This is a genomic window from Acidobacteriota bacterium (genome assembly GCA_016208495.1).
Classification (GTDB): Bacteria; Acidobacteriota; Blastocatellia; order Chloracidobacteriales; family Chloracidobacteriaceae; genus JACQXX01.
Window position 1 is genome coordinate 1 of the sequence record JACQXX010000041.1, and the last position, 26,731, is coordinate 26,731.

A 26,731-nucleotide genomic window follows, 5' to 3' on the forward strand; every position below is an offset into this window, starting at 1 on the left:
ACATCCGGCAGTTCATAGACCACTTCCAGCACATACGAATTGAGTTTCGGCACCAGTCGCACTTGCTGAATGTGGGTTCGGGGAATCCGGGTTGGAAAGGATAGGTTAGTTTGGGATGGGTGGATCACACCCCGTTTCAAGGCTTTGCGGCTGACAGCCTGAGTGGTGTATACCACCACGTTTCGGCCCGTTGCTTTGGGTTTGTACTTCGGGATCTTTGGTTCAGCCAGGAATTTGTCAGCGTCGCGGGCATATTCGGCGGTGGCGGCAAAATAGCTGGTCCAGTCCTGACATACCTGTTTCAAAACCTGCTGACTGACCTTGGCCGGCAATCCCCGGTACGCATCGCTGGTTTTCAATCGAACATCGAGTTGTTCATATGAAAACACCGTTCCCACCTCAAAAAACCGTTGCCGTTGTTCATACAGCGCCAGGTTGTAGAGGTTCTTTGACCGAAAGCAGAGGTCATCCGCTTCAGCAAAGAATGGGCAATCAGGTTTGATGTGATGTTTTTCAACTCGAATCATGATGGCAGTTTAAATTACAGAGTATTAAAAGACAAGTCTTTTTTTATCAACCGTAAAGAATTTGTTCCCGGTATAAATGATTGTGGTTGGTTAGAGATAGATATAAAAAATAAAACTGAATTCAATACCGATGTCGAACAAGACTGATATGATGGAGGTTTATTATCCAAACAGCGTCTGGCTCAACTTGAGACGCGACATTTTTGACGACCTGGATTGCTTTAAAATTCGGCCTGGAATTCCAACCTGGGAAGCGGGAATGGAACGTCTCCTGGCTGAGAAGGGAGGAAAAATGGTGGTGGATCTTGAGCTGGTCGAGAAAATCGCGGCGGCGGTGCTCTATGAAGGCTATATGCTGTACCCATATCGGCCTTCGGCGGTAAAAAACCGGAAACGATTCAATTTTGGGGTGTTGACTCCGCGGGCGTACAGCGAAGCCCAGCACGGAACCGAACGCTGGACCATGCATACCGAGTATCTGATTTGGTGCGAAGCCGATGCCGTGCTCAATGTAAAGGTTCGGTTCCTCAATTTGCGTGACCGACGAGTGTTTAAGACAGAGTCTCCGCCTGTGGCCGGCGATGGGCAAGAAAATCTTGAATTTCTGCAAGTTGACCACCTCGAAATTGCCGGCCAGCACTGGTATGCCTGGCAGGAAGCCGTGGAACGAGAGATTGCGGAGTTCCACTTGAACCCCAAAGATCTTGTTTTTCACCCCAAAACAGTGGCGGTGACCTTTCTACCTGAAACGGATACCCAGATGCTGATGGGGGATGATGGACAGGTCCACGGAAAACTTGAACACGAATTGCCTTCAACCAGCCTCCGACTCGAAATCAAAGCCAGGGTTGAGAGTATTCAGGAATTCCCTGACGGCCAGGTCCGCACCTTGAAGAAAATATCGGTCCGAATTGAAAACCAGACCGGGTTGAACGAAGGCTGGCTCAAGCATCGGGAGGAGGTTTTGACCCGATCAATGATTTCCACGCATACGATTTTGGGAGTTCACAACGCTGAGTTTGTGTCGCTGCTGGACCCTCCGGAAACCCTTCGGAGCCAGGTTGCTGGATGCCAAAATAATGGTGCCTGGCCGGTTCTGGTGGGGACTCCTGGAAAATGCGATGTGATGCTGGCTTCACCGATCATTCTGTATGATTATCCGCAGGTTGCGCCGGAAAGCCTCGGGGATTTTTACGATGGGACTGAAATTGATGAAATGCTGGCCTTGCGAGTGATGACGCTCACCGATGCCGAAAAACAGGAAATGCGAAACGTTGATGACCGGGCGCGCCGCATTTTAGAACGCACCGAAACACTTCCGGAAGAACACTTTATGAAGCTCCACGGTGCCCTGCGTGGCCTTCGCCCACTGGAGCCCTGACCCTTATGCAAGAATGGGAATGGCATATCCTGGAGGATCGAACCGAATTGTCCCAAACGCTGGTCCAGGGAGTTGAAATCAAACCCGGAGACCGCATCCGATTACGCCCTCAGCGTGGCGGTGACATCTTTGATCTGGTCCTGGCGGGAAAACTGGCGGTGATTGAGTCCATTGAGCAGGACTATGAAAACAAGGTCCATGTGGCAGTGGTTGTGGAAGATGACCCCGGCCAGGACCTTGGCCACCAACGACTTCCGGGCCACCGCTTCTTTTTTTCCCTGGAAGAGATCGAACCCTGGAGAGATGAGACATGAACTCACCAAACAACGGTAACCAACCAAAGAAAATCCTGGTTGCGGGCATCGGCAATATTTTTTTCGGTGACGATGCATTTGGAGTCGAAGTTGTTGGCGCTTTATCAATGCGGAAATTGCCTGATGGCGTCGTGGTCAGGGATTTCGGAATCCGTGGATTTGATCTTGCCTGTGCGCTGGTCGAGAACTTTGACACTGTCGTTCTGGTGGATGCCATTTCTCGCAATGAACCGCCGGGTACCCTGTTTGTCATTGAACCTGAGATCAATGTGTCGGTCCCGCCCAGGGCTGAAATTGAGGCTCACAGTCTGAATCCAATGAAAGTATTGGACCTCGCCCATACTTTCGGGGCCCAATTGAAGCACGTTTTACTGGTAGGTTGTGAGCCTGCTTTTCTTGGCTCGGAAGATGAAGGAGCACTGGGCCTTAGCGAACCTGTCGCCGCCGCCGTCACCGAAGCGGTGTGGCTGATTGAGTCATTGATTGCAAAAATGTTGACTGAATCGCACGGCTCCAAAGCCGCTCAATCAACAAGATAATACCAGTTTGTAGTCAGTAGTCAGTAGTCAGTAGTTCACTAAGCCTATTTGATTGAATTATACCATTTTGGAATGAAGTGATCGTATTAGAAAACAGTCAAGTAATTCAATCAATTGAAGTTAGTGAACTACTGACTACGATCTACTGACTACAAACTGATATAAGTACTCTGTCGTAAGTTTCCTGAGATATTGAATTTGGTAAGTATTTGATTCTTTTCGTGTTTTTCGTGTTTTTCGTGGTTAAAATGTCTTGGAATTTTCGGTAAAGTACTTATTAAGAGCCAAAAGAAACGCTCAGAACCCGTTTGGTAACGGGACTTCTGAGCGATGAGGAATGACCGAATTACCAAACTGTGTTCGGTGATTTCAGGCCATAAAGCCCATATCACGCACCGAAAAATTCGCCAGTTCGGGGAACAATCCATTTAATTGCCCATCGGCGGCGCCGAACCACTTCGCCAGGGTTGCCCCATACTGGGCAATGGACGTTGATGGCAATAGCACCCCACGGGTATCGGCAAAGGCATTTGGGTTATAAGCCGAATCCGCCTGATTGAGAATGGGAAATGTGCCGTAAATCTGTCCGCCACTGACACCGCCCCCCATCACCAGATAGTGACTTCCCCAGCCGTGATCCGTTCCCGTTCCGCTTGGTTGCAGCGAGCGCCCAAAATCAGAAAGCGTAAAGGTCGTAACCTGCTGCGGAATCCCCATCTCAACCGTTGCATCATAAAATGCCTTCATCGCCTGACTGACTTGCCGCAGTAAATCCCACTGCTGGTAATCCTGTCCGCTGTGCGTGTCAAACCCGCCAAGACCACAGAAAAAGACCTGACGACCAGTGCCGGTCTGGGAACGCAGATTGATGAACCGGGCCACTTCTTTGAGCTGATTTCCAAGGGTTGAGTTTGGGAACACCGTCCCCAGCGTTCCACCTCCAGCCCCCTGAAGAATCGTGTTGAGTTGCTGGGTGTCGCGCATCACTTTGTCAGCCGCCGCAATCAGTCGGTTGCTGTTCGCCAGGGATGCGATTTGTACCTGGGCATTGGCTCGGGCATCCACGGCGGCTTGTGGATAGCCATTGCTGAGGGCGTACTGAGACAGGCTGTTTCCAGGCTGCAGGTTTGTTGCCGGAACTGCCTGCCCCGCCACGTACAAAGCCGATCCATTGAACGAAATCGAGGTCGGAAAGGTGGTATTCGCGTTGTTTGGTTGCATCAGATCGGCAATGCGTCCGCCCCACCCGCTACTGGCCGAGGCATTCGGAATGCCGGCCTGCATCTGGACAATCTGATCGGAATGCGAGAAAAGCTGGGTCGGCAGTGGAACCGCGTTTTGCTGATATTGTTGCTGCGTTGTCGGCTGGTACAACATGCCGGTATTGGCCATCACCGCGAGCTTGCCTTGCTGGAAGAGCGATTGTAATTCGACCAGTCCATAATTCAGGGCGTACTGGCCGCCAGTTGTCGTCGCAATCGGCAGGAGCTTGTTGCCGGTCAGCGCCAGGCTCCCTCGTTTGGCCAAATAGGCATTATATTCGTTGGTGGCCATTGGGATGACGGTGTTGTGGCCGTCGTTCCCTCCAAACAGGAAAATACAAACCAGCGCTTTGTAATCCGGGACCTGGGCGGCTTCGACCAGATTAAACTGACCAAGAGCCGCAAGCAGTCCGGAACTGGCGGTAAGTTTCAGGAAATTGCGTCGGGAAAAAATATGTTTCTGCATCGAATCACCTCTTTAGAATTAGGACGGAAAACCTGGGGCTCAGGGCTTGGGGCTGAAACTCCTTTCTTTAAAACGAGTTCCAAACCCTGAACCCTGAACCCTGAACCCTGATCAGTGCGCCACCTGATATTCGCTCGACATGGCTGTCAGATAGAGCACCGTTAAGGCTCGCATCTTCGCATCGGCGCCGGCAGCCTGGGAGCTTTGTAACGCTGTCAGCAACTGTTGGCGCAATCCGGGGGACATCCGTCCATAAAGCAGCAAATTATCAACCGCATTGACACAGGCCACGTGGTCGCTGCCCAGAGTAAACAGCCACTGCAGGTTCCAGATGCCCGTCTGGTAATAGTTCATCCAGTTCCAAAGCAGATTGGCTCGATTGACTAACTCGCCTGGGCCATAAATCTGAAACTCCGGACCAAAAAGTGGCGGCGTTTGTTTCGGAACGCGGAATCCTGGTGAGTAATGGCCGAACACGGATGGCGCATCGAGGATGCTCTCGCCCATATTGGTGTAGGCATAGGCGATCTGCGAGGGTTGCGACAGTGTCCCTCCCAGCACACGCAGTAAGGCAATGTGGTGCTGAAGTGGCGTTCGAAGTCGTCCGAAATCATTGCCTGGATTATCGTTGCGGGCTTCTGGGTCAAGCAGGATTGCCCGGACGACCGCCTTCATATCACCGCGAACACCCTGGCCGTTGTCATCAAACACCGCTGAAATCCGGGCAACGTAGCCGGGCGTTGGATTGCTGGTCACCAGATACCGAATCATTCGGGTGGCAAGAAACGGCCCGACATTGGGGTGATTGAAAACAATCTCGATCACATCGTCGAGATCTTTCTGCATGGTCTGGTTGGCTGGCAGCGTCTGGCCAAGGAAGGTCTTTGAAGAAGTATCGTGATACGCCGGCAACGGCACCATCGGCCCGGGGTAATAATTCGGATTTGGTGACTGTGGTGTGCCGCTTGCCGTGGCATAGGTCCAGCCGGTGAGCGCGAGCGCCAGTTGCCGGATGTCATTCTGATTGTAAGTTGGAATCGGCTTGCCTGCGCCATCGAGTTTCTGCGATCCGTCTGGGTTGAGCTGATACAAACCGATGCTGAAAAGCTGCAGCAACTCGCGTGGGTAGTTTTCATTGGCGCCGCCGGCGACACCGGGTTTGGTGCTGTTGACCATATCGAGGAAGTTCCCCATCGAGGCGTCGAGCGTCATTTCCTTGAGCAGATTTTTGTAGTTGCCAAACGCATGCTTGCTCAAAATCTGCTGCCACGGCACCAGCATATTGGGGTAATAGTTTTTGTTGCGTGAAATCACGATGATTTCGCTCAAGGCGTATTTCACGCGTTGGCGAAGCTGATCCTGGCCGGTCAACATATGCCAGATAAACTGATCGGTCATTTCTCCCTGTGACGAAGCAATCCCATTGGGGTAGACCGATTCTGGGGCGTTAAACTGTTCGTCCAGATATTGCTGGATACCAACCTGTTTGACATAGGCCGTCAACTGGGGCGTTGGGCCAAAGGTAGCCTGTTCCAGAAAGCGACCGACCGTAATGGCCTGCAGGTCAACGAAGTTCAGACCCGCGCTGGCATTTTTCGTCGGGTCGGCCACACTGACCGCCCTGACGGTGACCGCACCGGCTGGGATGGCCGCCGGGGCGGTGTACAACCCGCTGGTGCTGATGGTGCCGGTTGTGGCATTGCCTCCGGTTACGCCATTGACTTGCCAGGTGACCGCCGTATTGGCCGAACCCGTGACCGTGGCCGTGAATTGCTGAGTTGTCCCCACGGCGACTGAAGCTGAGGTTGGATTGATTGTAACTGCGACCACTTGTGGAGGGGCAGTAATTGTAACACCCGCGCTGGCCTGTTTGGACGAATCAGCCTGACTCACCGCCGTGACGGTGACTGCACCGGCTGGGACTGCCGCTGGCGCCGTATAGAGCCCGGTGGTGCTGATCGTCCCCATTGTCGCATTTCCACCTGTGACACCGTTGACCTGCCAGGTAACCGCCGTGTTGGCTGAACCATTCACGGTAGCTGTAAATTGCCTGGTTGCACCAGTTTGGACCGAAGCTGAAGTCGGAGAAATCGTGATGGTAACGGCCTGTGGTTGATTTGTGACCGTCACGGTTGCGCTGGCTTTTTTGGTTGAGTCGGCCTGACTCACCGCCGTGACGGTGACTGCACCGGCTGGGACTGCCGCCGGGGCCGTGTATAAACCGCTGGAACTGATGGTGCCGGTGGTCGCGTTGCCACCAGTGACCGTGTTGACCTGCCAGGTGACCGCCGTGTTGGCTGAACCAGTCACGGTAGCTGTAAATTGCCTGGTTGCACCAGTTTGGACCGAAGCTGACGTTGGTGAAATTGAAACCGAAATGGTTTGTGGCGCTCCGTTGCTGACCGTGACCGTTGCGGTCGCGGACCGCTCGCTGTTGACGGCACATACGGCCCGAATGGTCACCGGACGGCTCAACGCCGCATTCGGCGCCTTGTACAAGCCGCTTGATGTAATTGTCCCGTTTGCATTTCCGCCGTTGACATACCAGTAAACCGTTGTGTTGGTTGTACCTGAGACATTGGATGTAAATTGCTGCTGAGCCGCTGGCGCCACAGTGGCGGTTGAGGGTGTAATGGCAACGGTGATTCCCTGTCCAAATTCGATCAGGCGCGGCGTTGAAACAGCACCGGGAGGACCCGGATTTACGACCGTGATGTTTCCGCTGCTTGATTGCATGACGTTGCTCGTTGCCTTCAATTGTGTCAGGGATACATACGTGGTCGGTAACGGCGCACCATCGAGCAGTACAACGGCGCCGTTATAAAACTGGCTCCCATTCACCGTGAAAATGGATTGTCCGAGGGGAACTTTACTCGGTGAAAACCATTGCACAACTGGAGTTGGATACCGCACTGTCACGGTCGAGGTGGCTGACGCTGTTTGGTCGGCCACACTGGTGGCCTTAATCATGACGGGATTTGCCGGCGGCAATGCGGCAGGTGCCGTGTAGAGGCCACCGGTACTGATCGTACCAACCGTCGAGTTGCCCCCTGGAACATCATTTACCGACCAGACGACCGTTGTCATGGGCGTTCCCATGACCGTCGCGCTAAATTGCCGGGTGCCCTTCAACGGCAGGGTTTCGCTGGTTGGACTGATACTGACAGTCGGCGCCGGTGGCGGCATCGTCGTGGCCAGCGCTGGGACCGCTGACCCAAAACAAAAGGTCAGGGCGAAGAAAACACCTGACAGGCATCTGTATAAAAGTTGTGAACTCACGTTATTTCTCCTCTGCCGTTCGGGCACAAACGCGACGGCGAATTTTGGAGTGCGACGGCTTGACGCCGCTTTGATATGAGGCTTTTGGTAAAATTGGCGTCAAACTGGCTCTTCTCTGCTCAATAGGGTGATGCGGAAAAACAACGACCAGCCTCAATATGGAGCACGAAGTGGAATATGGGTGCGGGATGTGCGGCAGTATCCAGTGTGGAAGATAACTGGACAACTACCTGTTTATGTAGGATTTGGGAAAATCCAGTTTTTTGCTGCAACTTGAAAGGACTTTCCTGGGCAACCAGGTCTGTTTTCTTTGAGAAGCCATTCAAAACAGAAAAACCTCTGGCCCTTGATTGGACCAGAGGTTCACAGATACCAGTTTGTAGTCAGTAGTCAGTAGTTCACTAAGTACAAGTCTCCATAAATAGGGGATGGAATCACCGAAATTCCATCCCCTATTTATGGGGACTTGTACTAAGTTTGTTTAAATGAATAACTTGACTGTTTTCTCATACGACCGCTTCATTCCAAAATGATATGAGTGGGTTAGGTTCGGCGGGCCAGTTCACTGGTCAGGCGGTATTTGTTGGTCATTTTTTCCATGGTCACAATCTGGCAGTTCTTTGGATTTTTGAGGGCTTCAAATTCTTCCACGCTCCAGTGAAACCACCGCATCAGAAAGAGTCGCAGGGTCATGCCGTGCGTGATGATCAGTGTGTTTTCTGGATAATCGTCCTTTTTGAAATCCCGATAGAGCGTTTCCAGAAACGTGCTGACCCGGTCATAGACATCAGCCCCTGATTCGCCGTCGGGAATGCGATAATAAAAGGTGCTAAACCCGTTGCGTTCGCGCATGATTTCTTCGTTCTCGTCGGGATGGCGCAGATGACCCCAGTCGAGTTCGCGAATCCGTGGGTCTTCCAGTGACCGTTTGATGTTGCTTCCGATGGCTTTTTGAATTTCGGCAAACGTCTGGCGTGTACGATAATAGGGAGACACATAGACATACACGGATTCATTTCCAATGATTGACTTTATGGAATTTCCCGCTTCAAGAGCCTGAGTGCGGCCAAGGCTGGTGAGGTTTAATTTATAGTCCGGTGTGGTCTCGTACATTTCCCGGTCTGCGTTTCCTTCTGATTCGCCGTGGCGGACAAGAATAATTCTTTTGGGTTTCATGGTGGCCTTCCGAGTGCAAACTAACCTGTGATTTGTCAGCAGGTTAGCAAAAAGACGCGGTGCTTGCACCGGGCGTTGCCAAAAATCAAAACGAAAATGGTTGAGTCATCCTGAATTTTGGCGCGAACTCTTCTTTTGGCACCGAGTTTGTCTCATCTTCAATTGGTTTGTGGTCAGATGAAAAGTACCTGCCGCCGCTCCAGTATGACCCATCGGTAAACGTAACGTGCTGCAGGACCAGATACACATCCGTCGCGTTTGACAGGAGTTCTTTTGAGGGCACGCTTCCTTTGAGATCATCATAGGTCTCAGCATCCAAAATCAGTGAAATCATCCCAAAAGGAAGGACCCGCTTCTGGGGTGCTCCGGCAAGTTGGATATCGGGAATCTCGCCCTCAAAGAGAATCACCCCAAGCGGGCGTTGCTGACCTTTCATCGGCACCAACAAAACATAGCTGACTCCTTTGATGGGTTTCGGAGACACATTCAGAACGTGCAGGGTCAGCCCCTTGAGCCAGTCGTTTTCGGCGTTGAAGGAGGAAAAAAGTTTGACCGGTTTGCCAGCCACAGAAACGGTTGAGATGACAACCGGCTCCTTTTTAAAAGTCTTTTGGGTAATCAACCGTTCCAATTGTTGCGCTTTGATTGGAATACTCAGAAGCCCATACCAAATCAGGCTGATTCCTCCGGTCAGGACGATACCGCTGAATATTTTTTGAAGTCTGTACCACATAGGTTCCCTGTCCTTTCCGCTCCTGTTTCTTCCTGAAAGTGTGAGATTTTCAGATGATCAGGCATGAATTTGCTTTTCTTTTTTCTCAAAATAGTACATAACCCAAAATTCTGAATTTCAGGGAGCGGTTTTCCTGAAACCAGGAACTTGATACTCTCCCAACTACTCCATTCCAGTCAAAATCCACTCCAATGAATTATCAAAAACCACCTTTTACGAAAGAGAATGAACCAAACCGAAAATTGTCCTGGTATGAACTCAAGGAAATGCTGTTTCAGGCGGTAAAGAAACAGTTTCGGTATGTTTCGCAGCCAGTCAAAAGCCAGATCAAACGGTTGTCCCCGGCGCAGTTGGAATCCGTGCTGGATATTTTGCCTCAATTTTCAGATCTCCAGTACCTGGAAACGCACCTGACCGAGGTTTTAAGCAAACCAACTCCGGCCCGGTCCAGGGATCGGTACACCCAGTTGGGGCCTCCTCCGGAAAGACAATTTAACCGTGAATTTACCCCGCCCCCTCCGATTCCACAAACCGAAGAAGTTTTTGAGGATTCAGAGCCCCAGGAACTGGACGTAGAGCCGCCGCCGCCGGCCCGTATCGTGGATGAACCAGCCGAAGTGCCCGTGGCGAATGAGCCCGAAGAATCGAGAAGTATGGGTTCTGAGCCGGTTTATTCTTCCCGGCAGCCTGAAGTACCTGAGTTCCATCAACCACCGGTTCAACGGCAATACTTCAAACCCAGTCCCCCGGCATCCCGGCCCAGCGCTCCCGCACCGCCACCATCAGGGGTCGTTCGGGCGACAGTCCCTCTCTCAATTGAAGGAACGCAGCTTGAACTGGTGCTCGAATACGACCGATTTTCGGACGATAAACGAAACCGGGGGGTGCGGTTTTCATTCACGATGGATGAAAGCCAGTTTCTGATCGCTCAATTGCTGACCCATCGCCAGCACATTCAACCGCTTGAGCCCCGTGTGGCGGAAGCCATTCGATCCTATTTCAATGAAGCGGAACAGGTTCTGCAAGGCGCCATCCTGGGGGGGCAGGCCGCGCCAGCGGCACCCCAACGGGTTGAAGCTAAAATCGAACATCCACCCGTTGTGGCGGCACCAACCCCTGAGTCAGCCCCAGCCCCCCCAGTGGTGGAACCCGTGACCGATGGTCAAGCGTCTTCTTCAATTTCAGATTCTGACCTGATGGAAGGCCAGGCCGGAAAACGGCATCGCCGAACCAATGAAGAACTCGCCGCCGCGGGAATTGCCGTTGGAAAACGCACCCGGTTGACTTCCGAAAAAATTGACCTTGACTCGCTTCAGTTCGACCCACGTCTGGCGTCAATCCTGAGCATTGATCAGGCTCGACACTTGAATATTGCCCCGGTCAGTTTCCTTGATAATTCAACCGACTTGCTGGTTTTGTTTGTCGAACCTGAAGGCAAAGTCCGGATTTACACCTTCTTTAACCGGGCGGCTAATCGGGCGGCAGTGGCGGCACTGGTTGGCATTCGACCGGAAAAACGCGACCAGGTGAAAATCCGTACATTTCGGGTTTCACAAGACTTTATGAATCAATTTCTTGACATGGCCGCAACGACCGAAGGCAGCGATGAACCTTCAAAACCCAAACGTGGGCGGCCAGCAGGGTCCAAGAACAAACCTGCTTAGGGAGTCGGATGGAAATATCATACCACCAGGGTTCAGGGTTCAGGGTTCAGGGTTCAGGGTTCAGGGCCAGATACTCCACGTTGAGTGGTACCCGCCAGTTCCCCAGTCTTCATCTTGAGTGGGATCAGTCAACTCATGTGGGATTTTATTTTCTTCTGGGTCCCTTAGATGAAATGACTCAACTGGTTTAGACCTGTTGGACCAAGGGCTTGTGGCTTCGAGAAATGTAATTTTTCCAGCCAGTGAGCCCTTTTTTATTGCCTCTGCCGGGCTAAATTCCTGCCCTTCGAACGACTCCCGTTTCATTGCTCGCACTGCTCACAAATGGCTGTGATTCACTCATTTCGCATCGAGTCAAGAAAGGTACCCCGATGAAAAAGTTGATAAATTCTCCCCAGACCGTGGTCCCTGAAATGCTTGAAGGACTGGTACTGCTCTATCCCGGACTTGACGGTGTGCCAGGCCAGCCAGTGCTGATTCGCTCGGATATCGAAATGGTCCGCCAGCAGCAAGTTTCAATCATCTCAGGAGGCGGAAGCGGCCATGAACCAGCCCATGCTGGATATGTTGGGTCAGGCATGTTGAGCGCCGCAGTCGCGGGTGAGGTGTTTACCTCCCCAACCCCGGACGCCATTCTGGGAGCACTGCGGGTGACGACTGGATCTCCGGGAGCGCTTCTGATTGTGAAGAACTACACCGGGGACCGATTAAATTTTGGACTTGCGGCTGAAATGTTTCGGGCCCAAGGCCATTTCGTCGAAATGGTGGTTGTGGCTGATGATGTGGCCCTGGCTGATTCGACCAACCACGCTGGGCGCCGTGGGCTGGCGGGGACGATTTTGGTTCACAAGATTGCGGGAGCAGCGGCTGAAGCCGGGGCTTCGGTGTCTGAAGTTGCGGCTGAAGCACGCGCGGCGGCCTCAGCCGTCAGAACAATGGGAGTCGCACTGACGCCGTGCATTGTACCAGCGGCGGGCCAGCCTGGATTTACACTTGGCCGGGATGAAATCGAATTGGGGTTGGGCATCCACGGGGAACCAGGTGTCCGACGCGAGGCGCTCCAATCGGCTGACCGCCTGGTTGATGAATTACTGGAACCTATATTGAAAGACCTTCAACTGACTGCGGGCGAACGGGTTGTACTGCTGGTCAATAATCTTGGCGCCACCCCGACGATAGAACTTGCCATTGTGGCACGCCGGGCCCTGACGGTGATTGAACAGCGGGGAATTCTTGTCGAGCGGGCATATGCCGGAACTTTTCTTTCAGCACTTGAAATGGCGGGAGTCTCCCTTTCCGTCATGCGAGTGGATGACGAGCGCCTGCGCCGCCTTGATGCTCCAACCGGGGCGCCAGCCTGGCCAAATGCTGCCGCCCAGCCTCGTGCGCGTCAGCGGTCCAAACCACATCTTGATCAATCCATACCTGAACCCGGCAAGTCCGTGGGGAAACCTGTGACCCACGCCGGTCAGGTTCTGGAACAGGTGCTTTCAGATGTGTGCGAGGCGTTGATTCATCAGGCCCCGCAATTCACCGAAATGGATCGTGAAGTCGGCGATGGAGACCTGGGAATCAGTCTTGCCCGAGGCGCCCAGGCCATGCGCGACCAGTTGCCAATGATTGACCTTGATGACCCAACCCGGACCTTATATGACCTGGGAATGACCGTTCAGCGAGTAATGGGCGGCACCTCAGGCGCGCTCTATTCGGTTTTCCTGCTGCGAGCGTCGCGGCTTTTCCACGAGGAAGCACAGCCCGGACTGGCTGCCTGGGCACGAGTCTTTCGCGGCGCCAGCGAAGCCATTCGCGAGTTTGGTGGCGCCGAACCCGGAGACAGAACCATGCTGGATGCACTGCTCCCGGCGGTTGCGGCAGTTGAAGCCGGAGCCGCACGGGGACTCACCGCGGCTGAGACGCTTGATCGAGCAGCTACTGAAGCCAGTGCCGGGGCTGAAGCAACAAAAACCATGTTACCCAGGCGTGGACGGTCGAGTTATGTCGGAGAGCGAGTGTTGGGATTCCCAGACCCAGGTGCAGCGGCGGTTGCCGCATGGCTGAGGGTCGTGGCAAGGGCATTTCAAGAATAACACCCTGAACCCTAAGGGAGCGTTAAAAAACAACTTCCCGTTTTCATTTGGAACACCAGCCTTTGGATTGAGCATCCCGGAGGGCTGCCGTTCACATAGCCGGTCGGTTGCTCGGCTTTGCGAGCTACCACCGGGAAACGATTGTCTTCTCGGTCCGTCTCCCCCCGCGTCGCCTGCGCCCCGCAGGGCGCAGGCGACGCGGGGAGAAACAAGGAAACGGCCCGTGGATCCGGTGGTAGGCCCAAAGCAGCCAACCGACCGGCTATCCGAACGGCAGCGCTTCGCGGTGCAAAACCAAAACCTGGACGTGGCGGAACGCACCCCAGGAACTTATTTTTTAACGCGCCCTAAATGGCATTACTGATTTGCTTTTCTCAATCGAAGTGAATTGGTAATCACGGACAGGCTCGACAGCACCATCGCTCCGGCGGCCAGAATCGGATTTAAAACGCCCGTCACGGCCAGCCCAATACCAAGCGAGTTATACAAAAATGCCCAAAAGAGATTTTGGCGGATCACCCGGCGCGTTTTGTGCGACAGATCAAACACATCAAGGATTTTGTTGAGCGAATGGCTGATCAAAACAACGCTGGCGGCCTGCATGGCAATATCTGTCCCGGAACTTAATGCCACGCCCAGATTGGCCTGTGCCAGCGCGGGTGCATCATTGATTCCATCCCCAACCATACACACAACCCGCCCCTGGTCCTGAAGCGTCTGGATGTATCTGGCTTTTTCCGCTGGCGAAACTTCGGCCAGAACCTGATCGGCTCCAATCTGGTTGCCAACGGCACTCACCGTTGCCTGGGAATCACCGGAAACAAGATGAACTGTCATCCCACGTTGCTGGAAAGTCCGAACTGCTTCGATTGAATCTGTCTTCAGGCAGTCACCAAACGCCAGTACTCCACAAAGCTGTCCATCAAGTCCAAAGAACACCAGGGTTTGCCCGTTCGCTTCCCATTCCGCCGCCTGCACTGATGTATAACCAGAGGTATCTGGCCCGGTCAGGTGTTCGAGCAGTCCACGATTTCCCAAAAATACCTGCCGACGGTCCACCGTTCCTGAAATTCCTTGCCCTTGATGAATCACAATCTCAGTGGCTTCACGCAACGCAACCCCTTGTTCAACCGCATATTTGCGCAAGGCAATGCCCAATGGATGCTCAGAATAGGCTTCAAGCGAGGCCAGGAGTGGGAGATACACCTGCCGGAATAATTCGGGGTTGGAATCGGCACCCAGTTCAAATCCAACCAGCGAGAACCTGCCTTCGGTCACGGTGCCGGTTTTATCCAACACAATCGTGTCAATTGTCTTGACTGACTCCAGCACACTGCCGTCACTGACCAGTATTCCGGTTTGGGAGGCGGTTCCAATCGCCGTGGTCATCGCAAGCGGTGTGGCCATTCCCAATGCACAGGGACAGGCAATCACGAGTACCGTTATCGCCCGCATCAAGGAATCTCCCGTTGGATGCCCCAACCAGACACACATCAGAAATGTGAAGGCGGCCACCACAATCACACCCGGAATGAATATTCGTGACACACGGTCTACCTGCCGCTCAATCGGCGAACGCCCGCTCAGTGCCTGCTCGACATAGTGCACAATCTGGGCCAGGGTGGTGTCGTTTCCGACTTTGGTGGCCCGAACCCGGAGCACGCCGCTGCCATTCAAACTGCCAGCAATGACCGGACTTTCGACGTGTTTGGTCACCGGCGTGGATTCACCCGTCAGCAGTGATTCATCAGCAAAGGAATGCCCGTCAATCACAACGCCATCGGCTGGAATTCGCTCACCGGCTTTAACCAGGAAGCAATCTTCGACTCGCAAGGCATCAACTGAAACAAATCGTTCCTGTCCATTGGAATAAAGTCGGACTTTTTTCGGCATCAACCGATAGAGCAACGTCACGGCCTGCGACGTCCGATCTTTGGCGGTCCGTTCAATATACTTTCCAATCAAAACCAGCGTTACAATCGCACAAACAGTGTCGAAATAAATGTGAATTCCACTCTGGAAAGCTTGCACCGCACTATAAAAATACGCTGCCAGAATCCCCAATCCGAGGAGCGATTCCATCCGCAGGGTGCGGTTACGCAGTGCCTGATAGCCCAATTTTAAAATTGGGCTGGCCGAATAAAAGACCACCGGCGTGGCCAACACCATCAAAACAAAGGGTAAATACAATCGAATACTTTCAGCGATGACTTCAAAGTAGCCGACATAGAGCGCCGTGCTCAGTGTCATGATGTTGAGCCACAAAAAACCAGACAGCCCAAGCCGGAGCAGCAAGTCACGTTTTTCTTCGTCGTGAGCATCCTGTTCGCCGGTAAATTCGCTGGCGTGATATCCAAGCTGTTCAATCCGTTCAATGAGGCGTGTCGGTGGTAAACATTGGGGAGCGAATCTGACTTTGACCAGATCGGAAGCAAAAAACGCTTCGGCTTTGATGACACCTGGTTCTTTGGAAACCACATGTTCAATCAACCAGGCACAGGAGGCGCACCACATGCCTCCGACGTGAATTAAAATTTCCTGCCCTGGCGTTTCAGGTGAATCCGTGGTTTTGGCGGCTGATTTTGGCGACTGATCTTGTCTGTTTGAAATCAACCCCATCCGAAGGCTTTGTTGATACAGTTCTGTCTCCCGAAAATCATCCCCTGGCTGACACAGGCCGCTTTCAATCAAAATGCTGTACACATTCATACACCCAGCACAGCAAAAGCACGTGTCCTGACGAACAAACCGCGATGATTCGCAGGGAAGGCCACAAAGACCACATTCAGGGCTTGGGGCTGCAAAATCAGGGTTCCGGGTTCCGGGTTCCGGGTTCCGGGTCGCCAAATCAAGGTTGGTCATAGACGGTTATCCACAGTGTTTATAAGGATATTGTTATAGGAACAAACAATCTGCCTGAAAACCCGGAACCCGGAACCCGGAACCCGGAACCCGAATTAAGGCATTGATCGGCTTGCCTTTTTCATCCAGTAGAATCGGGTTGGCCCGTTTGGCAATAACATAAGCCGCCACCAGGATGGCAAGAAACAAAACAATGATAAAGGCAAAATAGGCTTTGAGAACCACGTCCTGACGGGTCGCAACAAAGGTGAACAGTTTTTTCATTGCGGCTTTTTCCTTTCCATCGGGGTGATAAAGGTCATCGGAATTGAGTCTTCGGTTGGGTCAGGTGCCGTTCGGGAGACAAATTGAAAGTGGTTGACACCCGCCGGGATATCCGCCGGATCAACCATAAGTTCAATTTCTTCATTTCTGACTTCGCCGGCTTTGATCTGGAGCGGATTGGATTTCATCAGCAGTTGAGCTGTGTCGAGTCCTTTTACTTCCAGGGTAAAGGTTTCATCTCTGGTTCCACGATTGGCGACAGTCAACCGAAACGTATTGAAAACCTTCCCATTTTCAATTCGATACAGTGTGGCTCTGACCGGCAGAATGTGTACCAGCACTGCTCGCCGCATTGCCAGCGCCACCCATAACCCGGAGGCATAAAACACCAGCACCAGCATCACCACGGCCCGTTTGGCATCGAGCAACCCCAGGCGGCGATACCAGGGGGCATTCTTTTCAGTAAACAACTCGCCTTTTTCGCCCCAGGCATAATGAATCAACCCTGGTTTGCCTTTGCGGCCCAAAATATCGGCACAGGCATCAATACATTCACCACAATGGACACATTCAATCTGATCTGGCGACTTGCGGATATCAATTTCCATCGGGCAGATTTTGACGCATTTCTTACAGTCAATGCACTGTTTCTGTTCGTCGCGATAATGAACCAGCAGCGTGTTTTTATCGCTCAAGATGCCTTGCAGGTATCCGTACGGGCAGATCGTCGTGCAAAACCGCTGCCGGACATACATAAAATCAATAAAGGTAATCAACGTGGTTGCCGCCCCACTGATGCCAGCCGCCGTTTTCAGGTCAAATGCCAGCAAGCGCTGGATCAAATCGCGTGGTTCGACAAAGTAGGAAATAAAAACAAATGATAAAAAAACCGATCCCACCCCAACCACTGAGTAAAAAACGCCAGTGTTGAGCCAGGATCGTTTCTTCAGATCCATTTTGGGGAATTTTTTATTGGTCCAGCGCTTGATGGCCAGTTCAAACTCGGTCGCCGCTTCGCTGAAAATCATCTGCGGGCACATATAGCCACAATAGACCCGGCCATAAATCATCGAAATCGCGGCAATCAAAAACATCAAAAACATCAGGCTGAAAAAGATAATCCCAAACTCATTGATCCAGAGTTCCTGCCCGATGATATAAAACCGCTGGCGTGGAATATCAAACCGCATCACGTTAAAAAACGGAAGGGCGACAAAAATCACCACGCACATGGCGTGAATCGCTTTGCGGACCGGGTGATACACCGGTTTCGGAGGCGGAAATTTTTTGGATTCGGGTTTGGGTTTTGGAGCTGGAACTGGAGGTGATACGACTGGTTCGGTTTCGGTAACAGGCATGGTTTTTTCCCCACCACAGTGTGAATTTCTACCCAACCAGTTTTTAGGGTTCGGGGTTCAGGGTTCAGGGTTCAGGGAAAAATAAAAAGGACGAAAAGGACATCAGGGACGAGAAAGAACTAATTTTAAATACCCTGAACCCTGAACCCTGAACCCTTGCCTTTAATACCGGATCTTCGGGTTGGGTGCGGGGATGGTCACGCATTCACGGTAGAATTCAAATCGCTGCATGGTGATGGCGTGGGTGGGGCATCGAGAGGCACACATCGCGCACCGGATACAGGTTGTTTCATCCTTGAGCATAACCGACCCCATCTGGTCGAGTTCTTCGGTGGTGTATGAAAGCAAATCCTGTTCCGTAATTCCCAATCCCTCTTCAGCCAGGTTCATCAATTTCGGATCTTTGGGAAGCTGAGAGAGTCCAACCAGTTTAATCAGGTTCTCAGGGCAGACATCAACGCAGCCCCGGCAGGCAATGCACATCGTGGTGTCAAAGACCGTGTTGACATTGCAGCGCAAACACCGGGCAGCCTGGGTCTGGGCTTCGGTCTCAGAGTAGTTTTCCTCGGTATTGACAAGCGAACTGGCACGTTTTTCAGGTTCGACCGCTGGTGGGTTGTGGCGTTCCAGTTGATACCAGCCATCCACCATCGTGTAGGAAGCCGGGAACCATCGTTTGCGCACCACAACATCCGTCCGGGTCTTTCTCAGATAATCGTGCATCGAGCGGGACGCCGTATGGGCCGAAGCCACGGCATGGATAAACAACCGTGGACCATGCGCGATGTCGCCACAGGCAAACACGTCAGGCGCCGTGGTTTGATAGGTGTCCGGATTGACTTTGATCAGGCCGCGCACAGATTCAATGCCATCTTCAGGTGACAGAAATGACAAATCCGACGTCTGGCCAATCGCAAATAAAACGGTGTCGGCTTCAATGTCCTCAATTTCATTTTCGTCAAATGTTGGTGAAAATCGTCCCTGGGCATCAAACACGGCGGTACATTTGACGGTTCGCAGGCCGGTGACTTTTCCTTTTTTGCTCAATATCTCTTTTGGACCACGTGAGTTGTGGAGTTTGATGCCTTCTTCTGAACCTTCGTGGATTTCGATTTCATCGGCGGGCATTTCAGCCCGACTTTCAAGGCAGACAATGTGGACTTCTTTATCGCCGCTCATTCTCAGTGCCGAGCGAGCCACGTCATAGGCAATGCGCTGCTCGCGCTCACCTTCAATTGAAAATTCATCGTCATCGTCACTGGCCATCACTGGACGAATGGCTGAGCGAGCCACGTCATAGGCCACGTTGCCGCCACCAATCACAACCACTTTCTTGCCCAGCGGCAACGGTTTGCCTTCGTTAAACGCCCGCAAGAAATCCATGCCGTCATACACCATGTCAACATCAGAACCAGGAAGCGGAATTTTTCGCCCTTTCGGAAGACCAATGCCGAGGAAAATGGCCTTATATCCTTCGGCTCGAAGGCTTTGAATGGTGAAATCACGCCCCAGCCGCATATTGCATTTCAGGTCAACACCCATTGACAAAATGGCATTGATTTCGTGTCGAACCAGCTCACGCGGCAGTCGAAAGACGGGCACACCAACCATCAGCATTCCGCCAGGTTCGGCGTTGGCCTCAAAAACGGTGACTTTATACCCAATCCGGGTCAAATCGTGGGCCACGGTCAGACCGGAAACACCGCCTCCGATGACAGCCACTTTTTCAAAATCACCGCGTTCCGGCGGCAGCATTCGTTCATCACACGACTCATGGTAAAAAGAGTAATCACCAGTTTCAGGCCCAAATTGTTCATTCACAAAGCGTTTGAGGGCACGAATCGTAACCGGTGAATCCAGGTCGCCACGCCGGCAGTTGACTTCGCACGGTGCGCCGCACACCCGCCCGCAAATCGAAGCAAATGGATTGGTGGCGCGGGCCATCCGGTAGGCATCTTTATATCGCCCTTCGGCAATGGCGTTGACATATCCGCAGGCATTGGTATGAACCGGGCAGGCGTCCTGGCATTTCACCATCCGAATCCAGTAATCCGCCCCATCTGGTGACTCGAACTGATAGCGTTCTTCCGTCATAACGGTGTATCCATTGTATAAATACCAGTTTTTAGTCAGTAGTCAGTCGTCAGTAGTCATTTTTCAAATCCTGCAAGCGCAGTACTGAACTGGACGATGAGACCCAAAATGGTATTGGTTGAACTGGTTGAACCAAAAAACCGCCTGAAGGCGGAACTCTAAACTTATTCGTCCACGTGGCCTTTTCGAAACACAAAAGCCACCAGGATCAGCAGATAGACCACAATCATCGCACCAACGACATACATGAATGGGTCGGCGGTTTTGGTCACGGCATTGAGGGCCTGGACGAGTGACCCGCGTTCGGAGTGGGTGATTTCCCCGTTCATGTAAATGAAAAAGTAAATCGCAGCCCCACCAATGATGACAATGTTGGCAAATTTCAGGAATGCGGGAACTTCCGTTCCCTGGCGCTCGGTGATCCAACCATCGGCATATTCTTTGATTTCAACCGGTTCGACTTGCTCGGGTTTCGTTGCCATACCATCTTGCTCCCCTCAGAAGAATAAAGAATGAAGAATGAAGAATGAAGAAAAATCAACGGGTTCAGGGTTCAGGGTTTAGGGTTCAGGGTTCAGGGTTCAGGGTTCAGGGTTCAGGGTTCAGGGTTTAGGGTTCAGGGTTTTCGAATAAATATGCCCCAGTCACCTTGTCACCCAGTCACCCAGTCATCCTGTCATTTGTCACCTTGTCATTTGTCACCTTGTTACCCAGTCACCTTGTCATTTGTCACCTTGGCGCGGTTTTTCTTCATCCGCCCAGACCTGGTATTTGATTGACTCACCTTCTTCGCCCCAGTAGCCATCGCGATAGGATTTCAGAAAGAAATAAATCGCTCCAACCAAAAAGATGAGAAACAGAAAATAAGCAAAGTAAATGCTTGGATAGACATAGTCGCCGCTGTACATTGCAAGGACCTCTCAACTGATTTCATTTGCGAATTTAGAGTTCAGGGTTTGGAAAGGACATAAACTTCGAAAACCCGGAACCCGGAACCCGGAACCCGGAACCCGGAACCCGGAACCCGGAACCCGGAACCCGGAACCCGGAACCCGGAACCCGGAACCCGGAACCCGGAACCCGGAACCCGGAACCCAACCCTATTTCTCAAAGTCATTATCCGGACGCCAGTTTTTGGCACGTCCCAGCGTTTGCAGATAAGCCGTCATGGCTTTGAATTCCGCCGGATTGTTCGCAATCCACGGAAACGGCGGCATAATCGAGCCAGGCACCAAATCCCGCGGGTTGCGGAAGTGCGTTAAGTGCCACTGTTCGTCATATTTACCGCCAACCCGCGACAGGTCGGGCCCAGTGCGTTTGGTGCCAAAGAGATGAGGGCTGTCATTGACAAATTCGTCCGGGGTTGAAATCGGCGAATCTACGCCACGCCAGCCCGAACGCTTGGTGTCAGCCAGCAACGTTCGGGTTTGCTGGGTGTGGCAATACCAGCAGCCTTCACGGACATAAATGGCCCGCCCCTGTAACTCAAGCGGTGTATATGGCTTTAATTTTCCAGTGGGCCCTTTGCTTGGATCGTTATTTTCAAAAGGTTTTGCCCAGCTATGATCAAGCAACGGCGGTACAATCGTTGTCAGCAGCCCACCAATGAAGAAGAAAAATAACGCGAAGGCCACAAACCCCACGGCGCTTTTGTCGGTTTTCTGTAACATACCAGTAATTCTCCGTTAGTTGTGAATGAAGAATGAAGAATGAAGAATTGAAATGCCTTCTTGGTTCTCTCGTTCTTCGCTGAGTTCTGGCTATTCTTCCAGTTGGTCAGCCTGTGCTTAAACTGTTGCCGCCACCGCTTTGGGTGGCGCCTCCGGTGTTGATTGGACTCTCAGCACCGTCGCCATCACGTTGTAGGCATAGAGGGCAATCCCAATAAACATGAAAATTCCCGAGAAGAATCGCACCAGCCACACCGGTTGGAGCGCCACCACAGTATCAATAAATGGAATCGCCGGGTTGTTCCACTGCCACCCTTGCCAGAATCCGCCCAGCCACAGGGTCACGAAAAAGCCCAATCCGCCAATCATAAAGAACCAGAAACTCCAGTTGGCTAAGGTGTCGGAATACAGCGCGGTCTTAAACATTCGCGGCAGGATATAGAGTGACCCCGCAATGGCAAAGAATGAAAAAGCCCCCAGCACCGCCATATGCGCGTGGCCGGGAATCCAGTCCGTCTTGGACACAATGGCATTGACGGCTCGCAGGCTGTGCATCGGCCCCTGGAAACAGGTCAGCAGGTAAAAAACGACGCCTGACATCAGGAATTTGAGCGGTACGTTGTCTTTCAACTGATGCCACTGGCCCTTCATCGTCGCAAAGAAGTTATACACAACCGCCCACACGGGCACCAGCAGCATCACCGAAAATACAATCGCAATGGTTTGCAGCCATTGGGAAATCGGACCATGAAGCATATGGTGCGCCCCGGTCCAGACATACACAAAGGCCAGCGACCAGAACCCCACCATTGACAGCTTGTGACTATAAAGCGGCGTGTTTGAGGATTTCGGAATAAAGTAATAGGCAATTGCGAGTCCTGCCGGAGTAAAGATCAGGCCCACGGCATTATGAACATACATCCAGTTCAAGTTGGCCTGATTGACACCCGTGGCCATCAGTACGGCAAAATTTCCGGTCAGGTACACAAACGCCGTCCAGAGAATCGTCCCCATGACATACCACAGCGAAACATACATTTGCTGATACTTTCGAGTGGCAATCGTCATAAAGATATTGGCGCCAAACATCACCCAGGCCACCACCACCAGCACATCGAGCGGAACGACCAGTTCAGCATATTCCAGCCCCTGGTTTAAACCCAGCAGGAGCGTGACGACCGCACTGAGAATAATGAAATTCCAGAGCATCGCCGTGGCCACGCCCAGCTTTTCACTCCATAGCTTGACCCCGCACAAACGCGGGACAAAGTAATAAATCAAACCCATGTCGCAGGCCAGCAACCATCCGAACAGCATTCCATTGACGTGGAGCGGGCGCAACCGACCATAAGTTAAATATGAAACCGTCCCCAGCATTTGTGGCCAGACAAATTTGGCTGCGATGATGAGCGCGATAATCCCAACGATGAAAAAGTAGGCCACGGCGCTGATCAGAAAATACTTGGCGGTGGTATCGGTATGAATACCCTCTGACGCTTTTGCCGCCTGAGAAACAGGTATTTCAGCTACGGATGATTGAGTGGACATAACCGTTTTGACTCCTTCGATTCAGGGTTCAAGGTTTTAAAACCAGGGTTCAGGGTTCAGGGTTCAGGGTTTCAAAACCAGGGCTCAGGGTTCAGGGTTTTCGCCGCGTAGCGGTGATTGAATTGAGGCAGATCGTTTACGACCTGCAAAATAAAAAAGACAAAAATTCAAAAACCCTGAACCCTGAACCCTGAACCCTAAAGGATCTCACTTCTTCGGCTGATTGAAACTCCGCAGGTAATTGACAACATCGCCGACATCATTTTTCGTCATTCCGTAGTCAATCCAGGGTGGCATCGCCGTGCCTTGAACACCATACAGAATCGAGTCAAACAGTCGGCGGTCAGTCATACTTTGGACAAAGAACTGGTTTCGCAAATTGCGTGGACGCGGAATGATGTCGAGTGAGTTTGGCCCCTTGCCGTCAGCTTTCCGACCGTGACATCCGGTGCAGCGCATAAGGTAGATTTGTTCGCCGCGTTTGACCGAATCCGGCGTCATGGTGATTGGGTTCTGGTCCGGCACCTGGTGGGCAGCCATCACGCGCGCGGGTTCTTTGGTAAATGTCTGGCGAATATAGGCCACCAGATCGCGGACCTGGGTTTCGTTGAGCACTTTGCCCCAGGCCGGCATTGACGCTCCGGCCACGCCTTCCTGAATTGACTTGATAAGCCGTTCATCGGGTTTGCTGCTCATAAAGGCGGCTTTGGTCAAATCACGCGGTGCCGGGTCGAGATAGAGCCAGGAAATCCCTTTGCCGTCTCCCTGTTCACCGTGGCACCGGGCGCACAGGTTTTTGTATGTATCGGCGGCGGTGGTCGTTGGTGGTGGTGTTTTCAGCGACAGGAGGTAATCGGTCATGGCCTGGTAATCTGGCTCACTGAAGTTGAAACTTGGCATAATCGAATCCGGCATTTCCGCCCGTGGATCCTTAAAGTGTTTCATCATCCAGGGGCCATCTTTGAGCAGACCTTCAAAAGATAAATCCGGAGCAATCCCGCCATCCTTATCGCCCAGCTTATGGCAGGCAACACACGATTTTTCCGCAATCAGTTTTTCACCCCGAGCCAAAGCGGATGCAGCTTCAGGCGTGGGGACGGTTGACGGAACAACCGTGCCGGTTCCAGTGGTGGTTGCGACTGGGACGGCTTCTGGTTTCTTTTCTTCGATCCGAGCGCGATAGCGTTCCAATGAGGTTTCGTTGAAATTGATCCCCCGGCGGCTTTTGAGGAAAATTACCAGGGCCCGCACTTCGTCATCCGTCAGATTAAACTTGGGCATCACTGAAGTGGCGAGATTGGCTCGTGGATCCACCACCGATTCCCATAGATAATCAACTTTGAACTTCTTTCCGACTTCTGAAAGATCAGGTGCCAGCGTCCCGTTGGAAATGCCTTCGATTCGATGGCAGCCATAACAGTTCTTTTCAAAAAAGAGCTGTCGTCCTTTGGTAATCGTCGGGGTTGACGCAAAATTTTCTTCAGTGTGGCATTGGGCACAGTTGGCTTCCATATACCCTTTTCCAACCAGCTTGGGTTTATATTCCGCGCGCCAGGTGTCTTGCGCCACATAGCCCAGCATCGGGTCCGGCCAGTAGTGGTCTTTGCCGTGGCCATAATATTCCTTCAAGCCCCGCCCCTGACCATCGTGGCAGACCGTGCAGCCAAAATCAGAAAATTTGTGCCGGCGCTCCCATTTCCCATTGATTTCCTTATCGCCCAGAGCCGCCGAAAACGGATGGGCTTTGAGCGGATGGGCATATTTTTCAAACCGGGGGTCATCGGCGGAAATGTGACAGGTGGTGCAGCGGTCCACGCGCATTTCCCCGAACTGGGTCACCAGAATCTGCTCGATCCGAGGGCTTCGCCCGTCGAGGGCGGCTCGTTCCGATTCGGATTTGGCCATTACTTTCGCCTGGTCAAAATAAGCGGTCTGGAATTTTTCCCACTTATGAAAAAATTGATCGTAAAACACCAGCCCGTGAATGACCAAAATCAGTAAGCTCGCTATTGCTAAAGCCAGTCGCATAAGTTACCTACCCTATGATGAATGGGGGTTCAGGGTTGCGGGGTTCAGGGTTTGGAAATCATAGAAAGGGACATAAAGGACATAAGGGACGAAAAGGACAAAAATTTCGAAAACCCTGAACCCTGAACCCCGAACCCTGACCCCTGCTTTCGGTCTACCAGGGAGAAATAAATTCCCAGTTCGGACCTCGGAAGAAGGTTCCAATAATGATGAGAATGATGTTCACCACGACAAAGGTCAGAAACAGCGTGTTGGCCAATAACCGATCTTTGGAAAACCACTGGCCAATTCCTTTGGTGGAGCGATCAAGATATGGCGCGATCAGTAAGATCAGCACTTCGATGGTCGGAATTCCAACTCCGCCCCAGAAAGCTGAGTAACTCACCAGTTCCTGCAATCCCAGAAAATACCACGGGGCTTTGGCTGGGTTCGGCGGGTGCATAATATTGACTGGCTCTTCCAGCGGCGCATCAAACAGAAGCGACACGACCAGAACTCCCGCCACGGTCAATACAAAGACAAACAATTCAGCCATCAACAGATAGGGCCAGCTATAAACGGTATTTTCATCAACTTTTCCGACTTTAGAGAATGGCCCCCGCACCAGTCCTTGAATACCAAACCGTTTCTTTTCAACATTGGCCAGTGCGACTTCGGTGGTTGGGGTGCCAACCGTGGAGGTGGCGCCCGGAACATACTCTGAATCCTGCTGGAGTGGCTGCACGGCTGGGGTTTCGGCGACTTCTGGCCGCGAGAGCCCGCCGTCCTTGCGAATCCGCCAGAAGTGAATCGCCACCATCAAGGTCATCACCACCGGCAACACGGCGACGTGCAACACATAAAACCGCAGCAGGGCTTCCTGACCCACGGTGGAATCGCCAAGCAGCAAAAATCGGACGTCTTGTCCAACGATTGGGGCATATCCGGCAATCGCCGTTCCGACCGTAATGGCCCAAAAAGCCAGTTGGTCCCACGGCAAGAGATACCCGGTAAAACTTGAAAAAAGTGTTAATAAGAAGAGGACAACTCCCAGTACCCAGTTAAACTCACGCGGCGGTTTGTACGAACCGGTAAAAAAGACCCGGCACATATGTAAAAAAACAACGGCCACCATCGCGTGTGCTGACCAGCGGTGCATATTCCTCAGAAAGGTGCCAAAGGCAACCGTGCCCCGCAAATCCAGCATTCGGTCATACGCCTGGGAGGTTGACGGAACATAATAAAACATCAACAACACGCCCGTTACGACCAGCAGGACAAATAGGAAAAAGGACATTAGCCCAAGGCCCATGGTGTAGGTCGGGCGTAAGGTGTGACGGTGGACTTTGACCGGATGAATATGCAGGAAAAAATTAGTAAAGCTGGTTTGGGCTCTTCCTAAATCAGATGAAGGTAATGGATTTCGGAAGACGGATTTCCAAACATTTTCCGGGAAGCTTAGCAAGTCATTCCAGAGGCTGGTGGTCTTCATAACATCGC

The 26,731-nt window shown here is 52.3% G+C and carries 20 protein-coding genes; 5 read left to right on the forward strand and 15 right to left on the reverse strand.

All coding sequences use genetic code 11. The annotated features are described in order from the left end of the window. Positions 1-527, reverse strand: a 527-nt coding sequence (locus HY774_06955; protein MBI4748211.1) for a transposase, incomplete at its 3' end; no start/stop codon positions are given. Between the two features lie 130 nt (positions 528-657). On the opposite strand from HY774_06955, the gene HY774_06960 reads away from it, so the two are divergent. The 3 genes from HY774_06960 to HY774_06970 are packed head-to-tail and all read left to right on the forward strand — an operon-like array spanning position 658 to position 2,761. Then, entirely contained in the window at positions 658-1,908 is a 1,251-nt protein-coding gene (locus tag HY774_06960) for a hypothetical protein (protein MBI4748212.1), read from the forward strand. Positions 1,909-1,913: 5 nt separating this feature from the next. Further along, positions 1,914-2,222 carry a hypothetical protein gene (locus HY774_06965; protein ID MBI4748213.1) on the forward strand — a complete coding sequence of 103 codons (309 nt, stop codon included), beginning with the start codon at positions 1,914-1,916 and terminating at the stop codon, positions 2,220-2,222. After that, positions 2,219-2,761 (forward strand): hydrogenase maturation protease, encoded by a 543-nt coding sequence (locus HY774_06970; protein ID MBI4748214.1) that lies wholly within the window; start codon positions 2,219-2,221, stop codon positions 2,759-2,761. Before HY774_06965 ends, HY774_06970 begins: the two co-directional genes overlap by 4 nt. A 369-nt stretch (positions 2,762-3,130) precedes the next feature. Here the strand turns inward: HY774_06970 and HY774_06975 are convergent, their stop codons facing one another. The 4 genes from HY774_06975 to HY774_06990 all read right to left on the reverse strand — a co-directional run bounded on the left by HY774_06975 (position 3,131) and on the right by HY774_06990 (position 9,677). Next, on the reverse strand, positions 3,131-4,489 hold the full coding sequence (locus tag HY774_06975; GenBank protein ID MBI4748215.1) for a DUF1501 domain-containing protein: 1,359 nt from the start codon (positions 4,487-4,489) through the stop codon (positions 3,131-3,133). Positions 4,490-4,600: 111 nt separating this feature from the next. After that, positions 4,601-7,768 (reverse strand): DUF1800 family protein, encoded by a 3,168-nt coding sequence (locus tag HY774_06980; GenBank protein MBI4748216.1) that lies wholly within the window; start codon positions 7,766-7,768, stop codon positions 4,601-4,603. Between the two features lie 543 nt (positions 7,769-8,311). Beyond that, positions 8,312-8,944, reverse strand: a complete 633-nt coding sequence (locus HY774_06985; protein MBI4748217.1) for a histidine phosphatase family protein — start codon at positions 8,942-8,944, stop codon at positions 8,312-8,314. Between the two features lie 85 nt (positions 8,945-9,029). Further along, positions 9,030-9,677, reverse strand: coding sequence for a hypothetical protein (locus HY774_06990; GenBank protein MBI4748218.1), 648 nt, complete (start codon positions 9,675-9,677; stop codon positions 9,030-9,032). 242 nt (positions 9,678-9,919) lie between these two features. On the opposite strand from HY774_06990, the gene HY774_06995 reads away from it, so the two are divergent. Beyond that, positions 9,920-11,341, forward strand: a complete 1,422-nt coding sequence (locus tag HY774_06995; protein MBI4748219.1) for a hypothetical protein — start codon at positions 9,920-9,922, stop codon at positions 11,339-11,341. A 371-nt stretch (positions 11,342-11,712) separates the two neighbouring features. Further along, entirely contained in the window at positions 11,713-13,428 is a 1,716-nt protein-coding gene (gene dhaK / locus HY774_07000; GenBank protein ID MBI4748220.1) for a dihydroxyacetone kinase subunit DhaK, read from the forward strand. Positions 13,429-13,785: 357 nt separating this feature from the next. Here the strand turns inward: dhaK and HY774_07005 are convergent, their stop codons facing one another. The 10 genes from HY774_07005 to HY774_07050 all read right to left on the reverse strand — a co-directional run bounded on the left by HY774_07005 (position 13,786) and on the right by HY774_07050 (position 26,723). Next, complete coding sequence (locus HY774_07005) at positions 13,786-16,290, reverse strand: heavy metal translocating P-type ATPase (GenBank protein ID MBI4748221.1); 2,505 nt, start codon at positions 16,288-16,290, stop codon at positions 13,786-13,788. A 33-nt stretch (positions 16,291-16,323) separates the two neighbouring features. Then, the gene (locus HY774_07010; protein ID MBI4748222.1) at positions 16,324-16,554 is read right to left on the reverse strand and encodes a hypothetical protein; all 231 of its coding nucleotides are present in this window, start codon (positions 16,552-16,554) and stop codon (positions 16,324-16,326) included. Then, positions 16,551-17,912 (reverse strand): 4Fe-4S binding protein, encoded by a 1,362-nt coding sequence (locus tag HY774_07015; protein MBI4748223.1) that lies wholly within the window; start codon positions 17,910-17,912, stop codon positions 16,551-16,553. Before HY774_07015 ends, HY774_07010 begins: the two co-directional genes overlap by 4 nt. A 162-nt stretch (positions 17,913-18,074) precedes the next feature. Beyond that, positions 18,075-20,006, reverse strand: a complete 1,932-nt coding sequence (locus tag HY774_07020; protein ID MBI4748224.1) for an FAD-dependent oxidoreductase — start codon at positions 20,004-20,006, stop codon at positions 18,075-18,077. 164 nt (positions 20,007-20,170) lie between these two features. Beyond that, entirely contained in the window at positions 20,171-20,488 is a 318-nt protein-coding gene (locus tag HY774_07025) for a hypothetical protein (protein MBI4748225.1), read from the reverse strand. Between the two features lie 240 nt (positions 20,489-20,728). After that, positions 20,729-20,914: a hypothetical protein gene (locus tag HY774_07030; protein ID MBI4748226.1), complete on the reverse strand. Its 186-nt coding sequence runs from the start codon at positions 20,912-20,914 to the stop codon at positions 20,729-20,731. A 192-nt stretch (positions 20,915-21,106) separates the two neighbouring features. Beyond that, a complete protein-coding gene (locus tag HY774_07035) occupies positions 21,107-21,676 on the reverse strand; it encodes a cbb3-type cytochrome c oxidase subunit II (GenBank protein ID MBI4748227.1) in 570 nt (189 codons plus the stop codon). Positions 21,677-21,793: 117 nt separating this feature from the next. Further along, positions 21,794-23,224, reverse strand: a complete 1,431-nt coding sequence (locus HY774_07040; GenBank protein MBI4748228.1) for a cbb3-type cytochrome c oxidase subunit I — start codon at positions 23,222-23,224, stop codon at positions 21,794-21,796. A gap of 207 nt (positions 23,225-23,431) precedes the next feature. Further along, positions 23,432-25,252: a c-type cytochrome gene (locus HY774_07045; GenBank protein MBI4748229.1), complete on the reverse strand. Its 1,821-nt coding sequence runs from the start codon at positions 25,250-25,252 to the stop codon at positions 23,432-23,434. 154 nt (positions 25,253-25,406) lie between these two features. Beyond that, positions 25,407-26,723, reverse strand: a complete 1,317-nt coding sequence (locus HY774_07050; protein MBI4748230.1) for a cytochrome b N-terminal domain-containing protein — start codon at positions 26,721-26,723, stop codon at positions 25,407-25,409. Positions 26,724-26,731 lie beyond the last annotated feature (8 nt).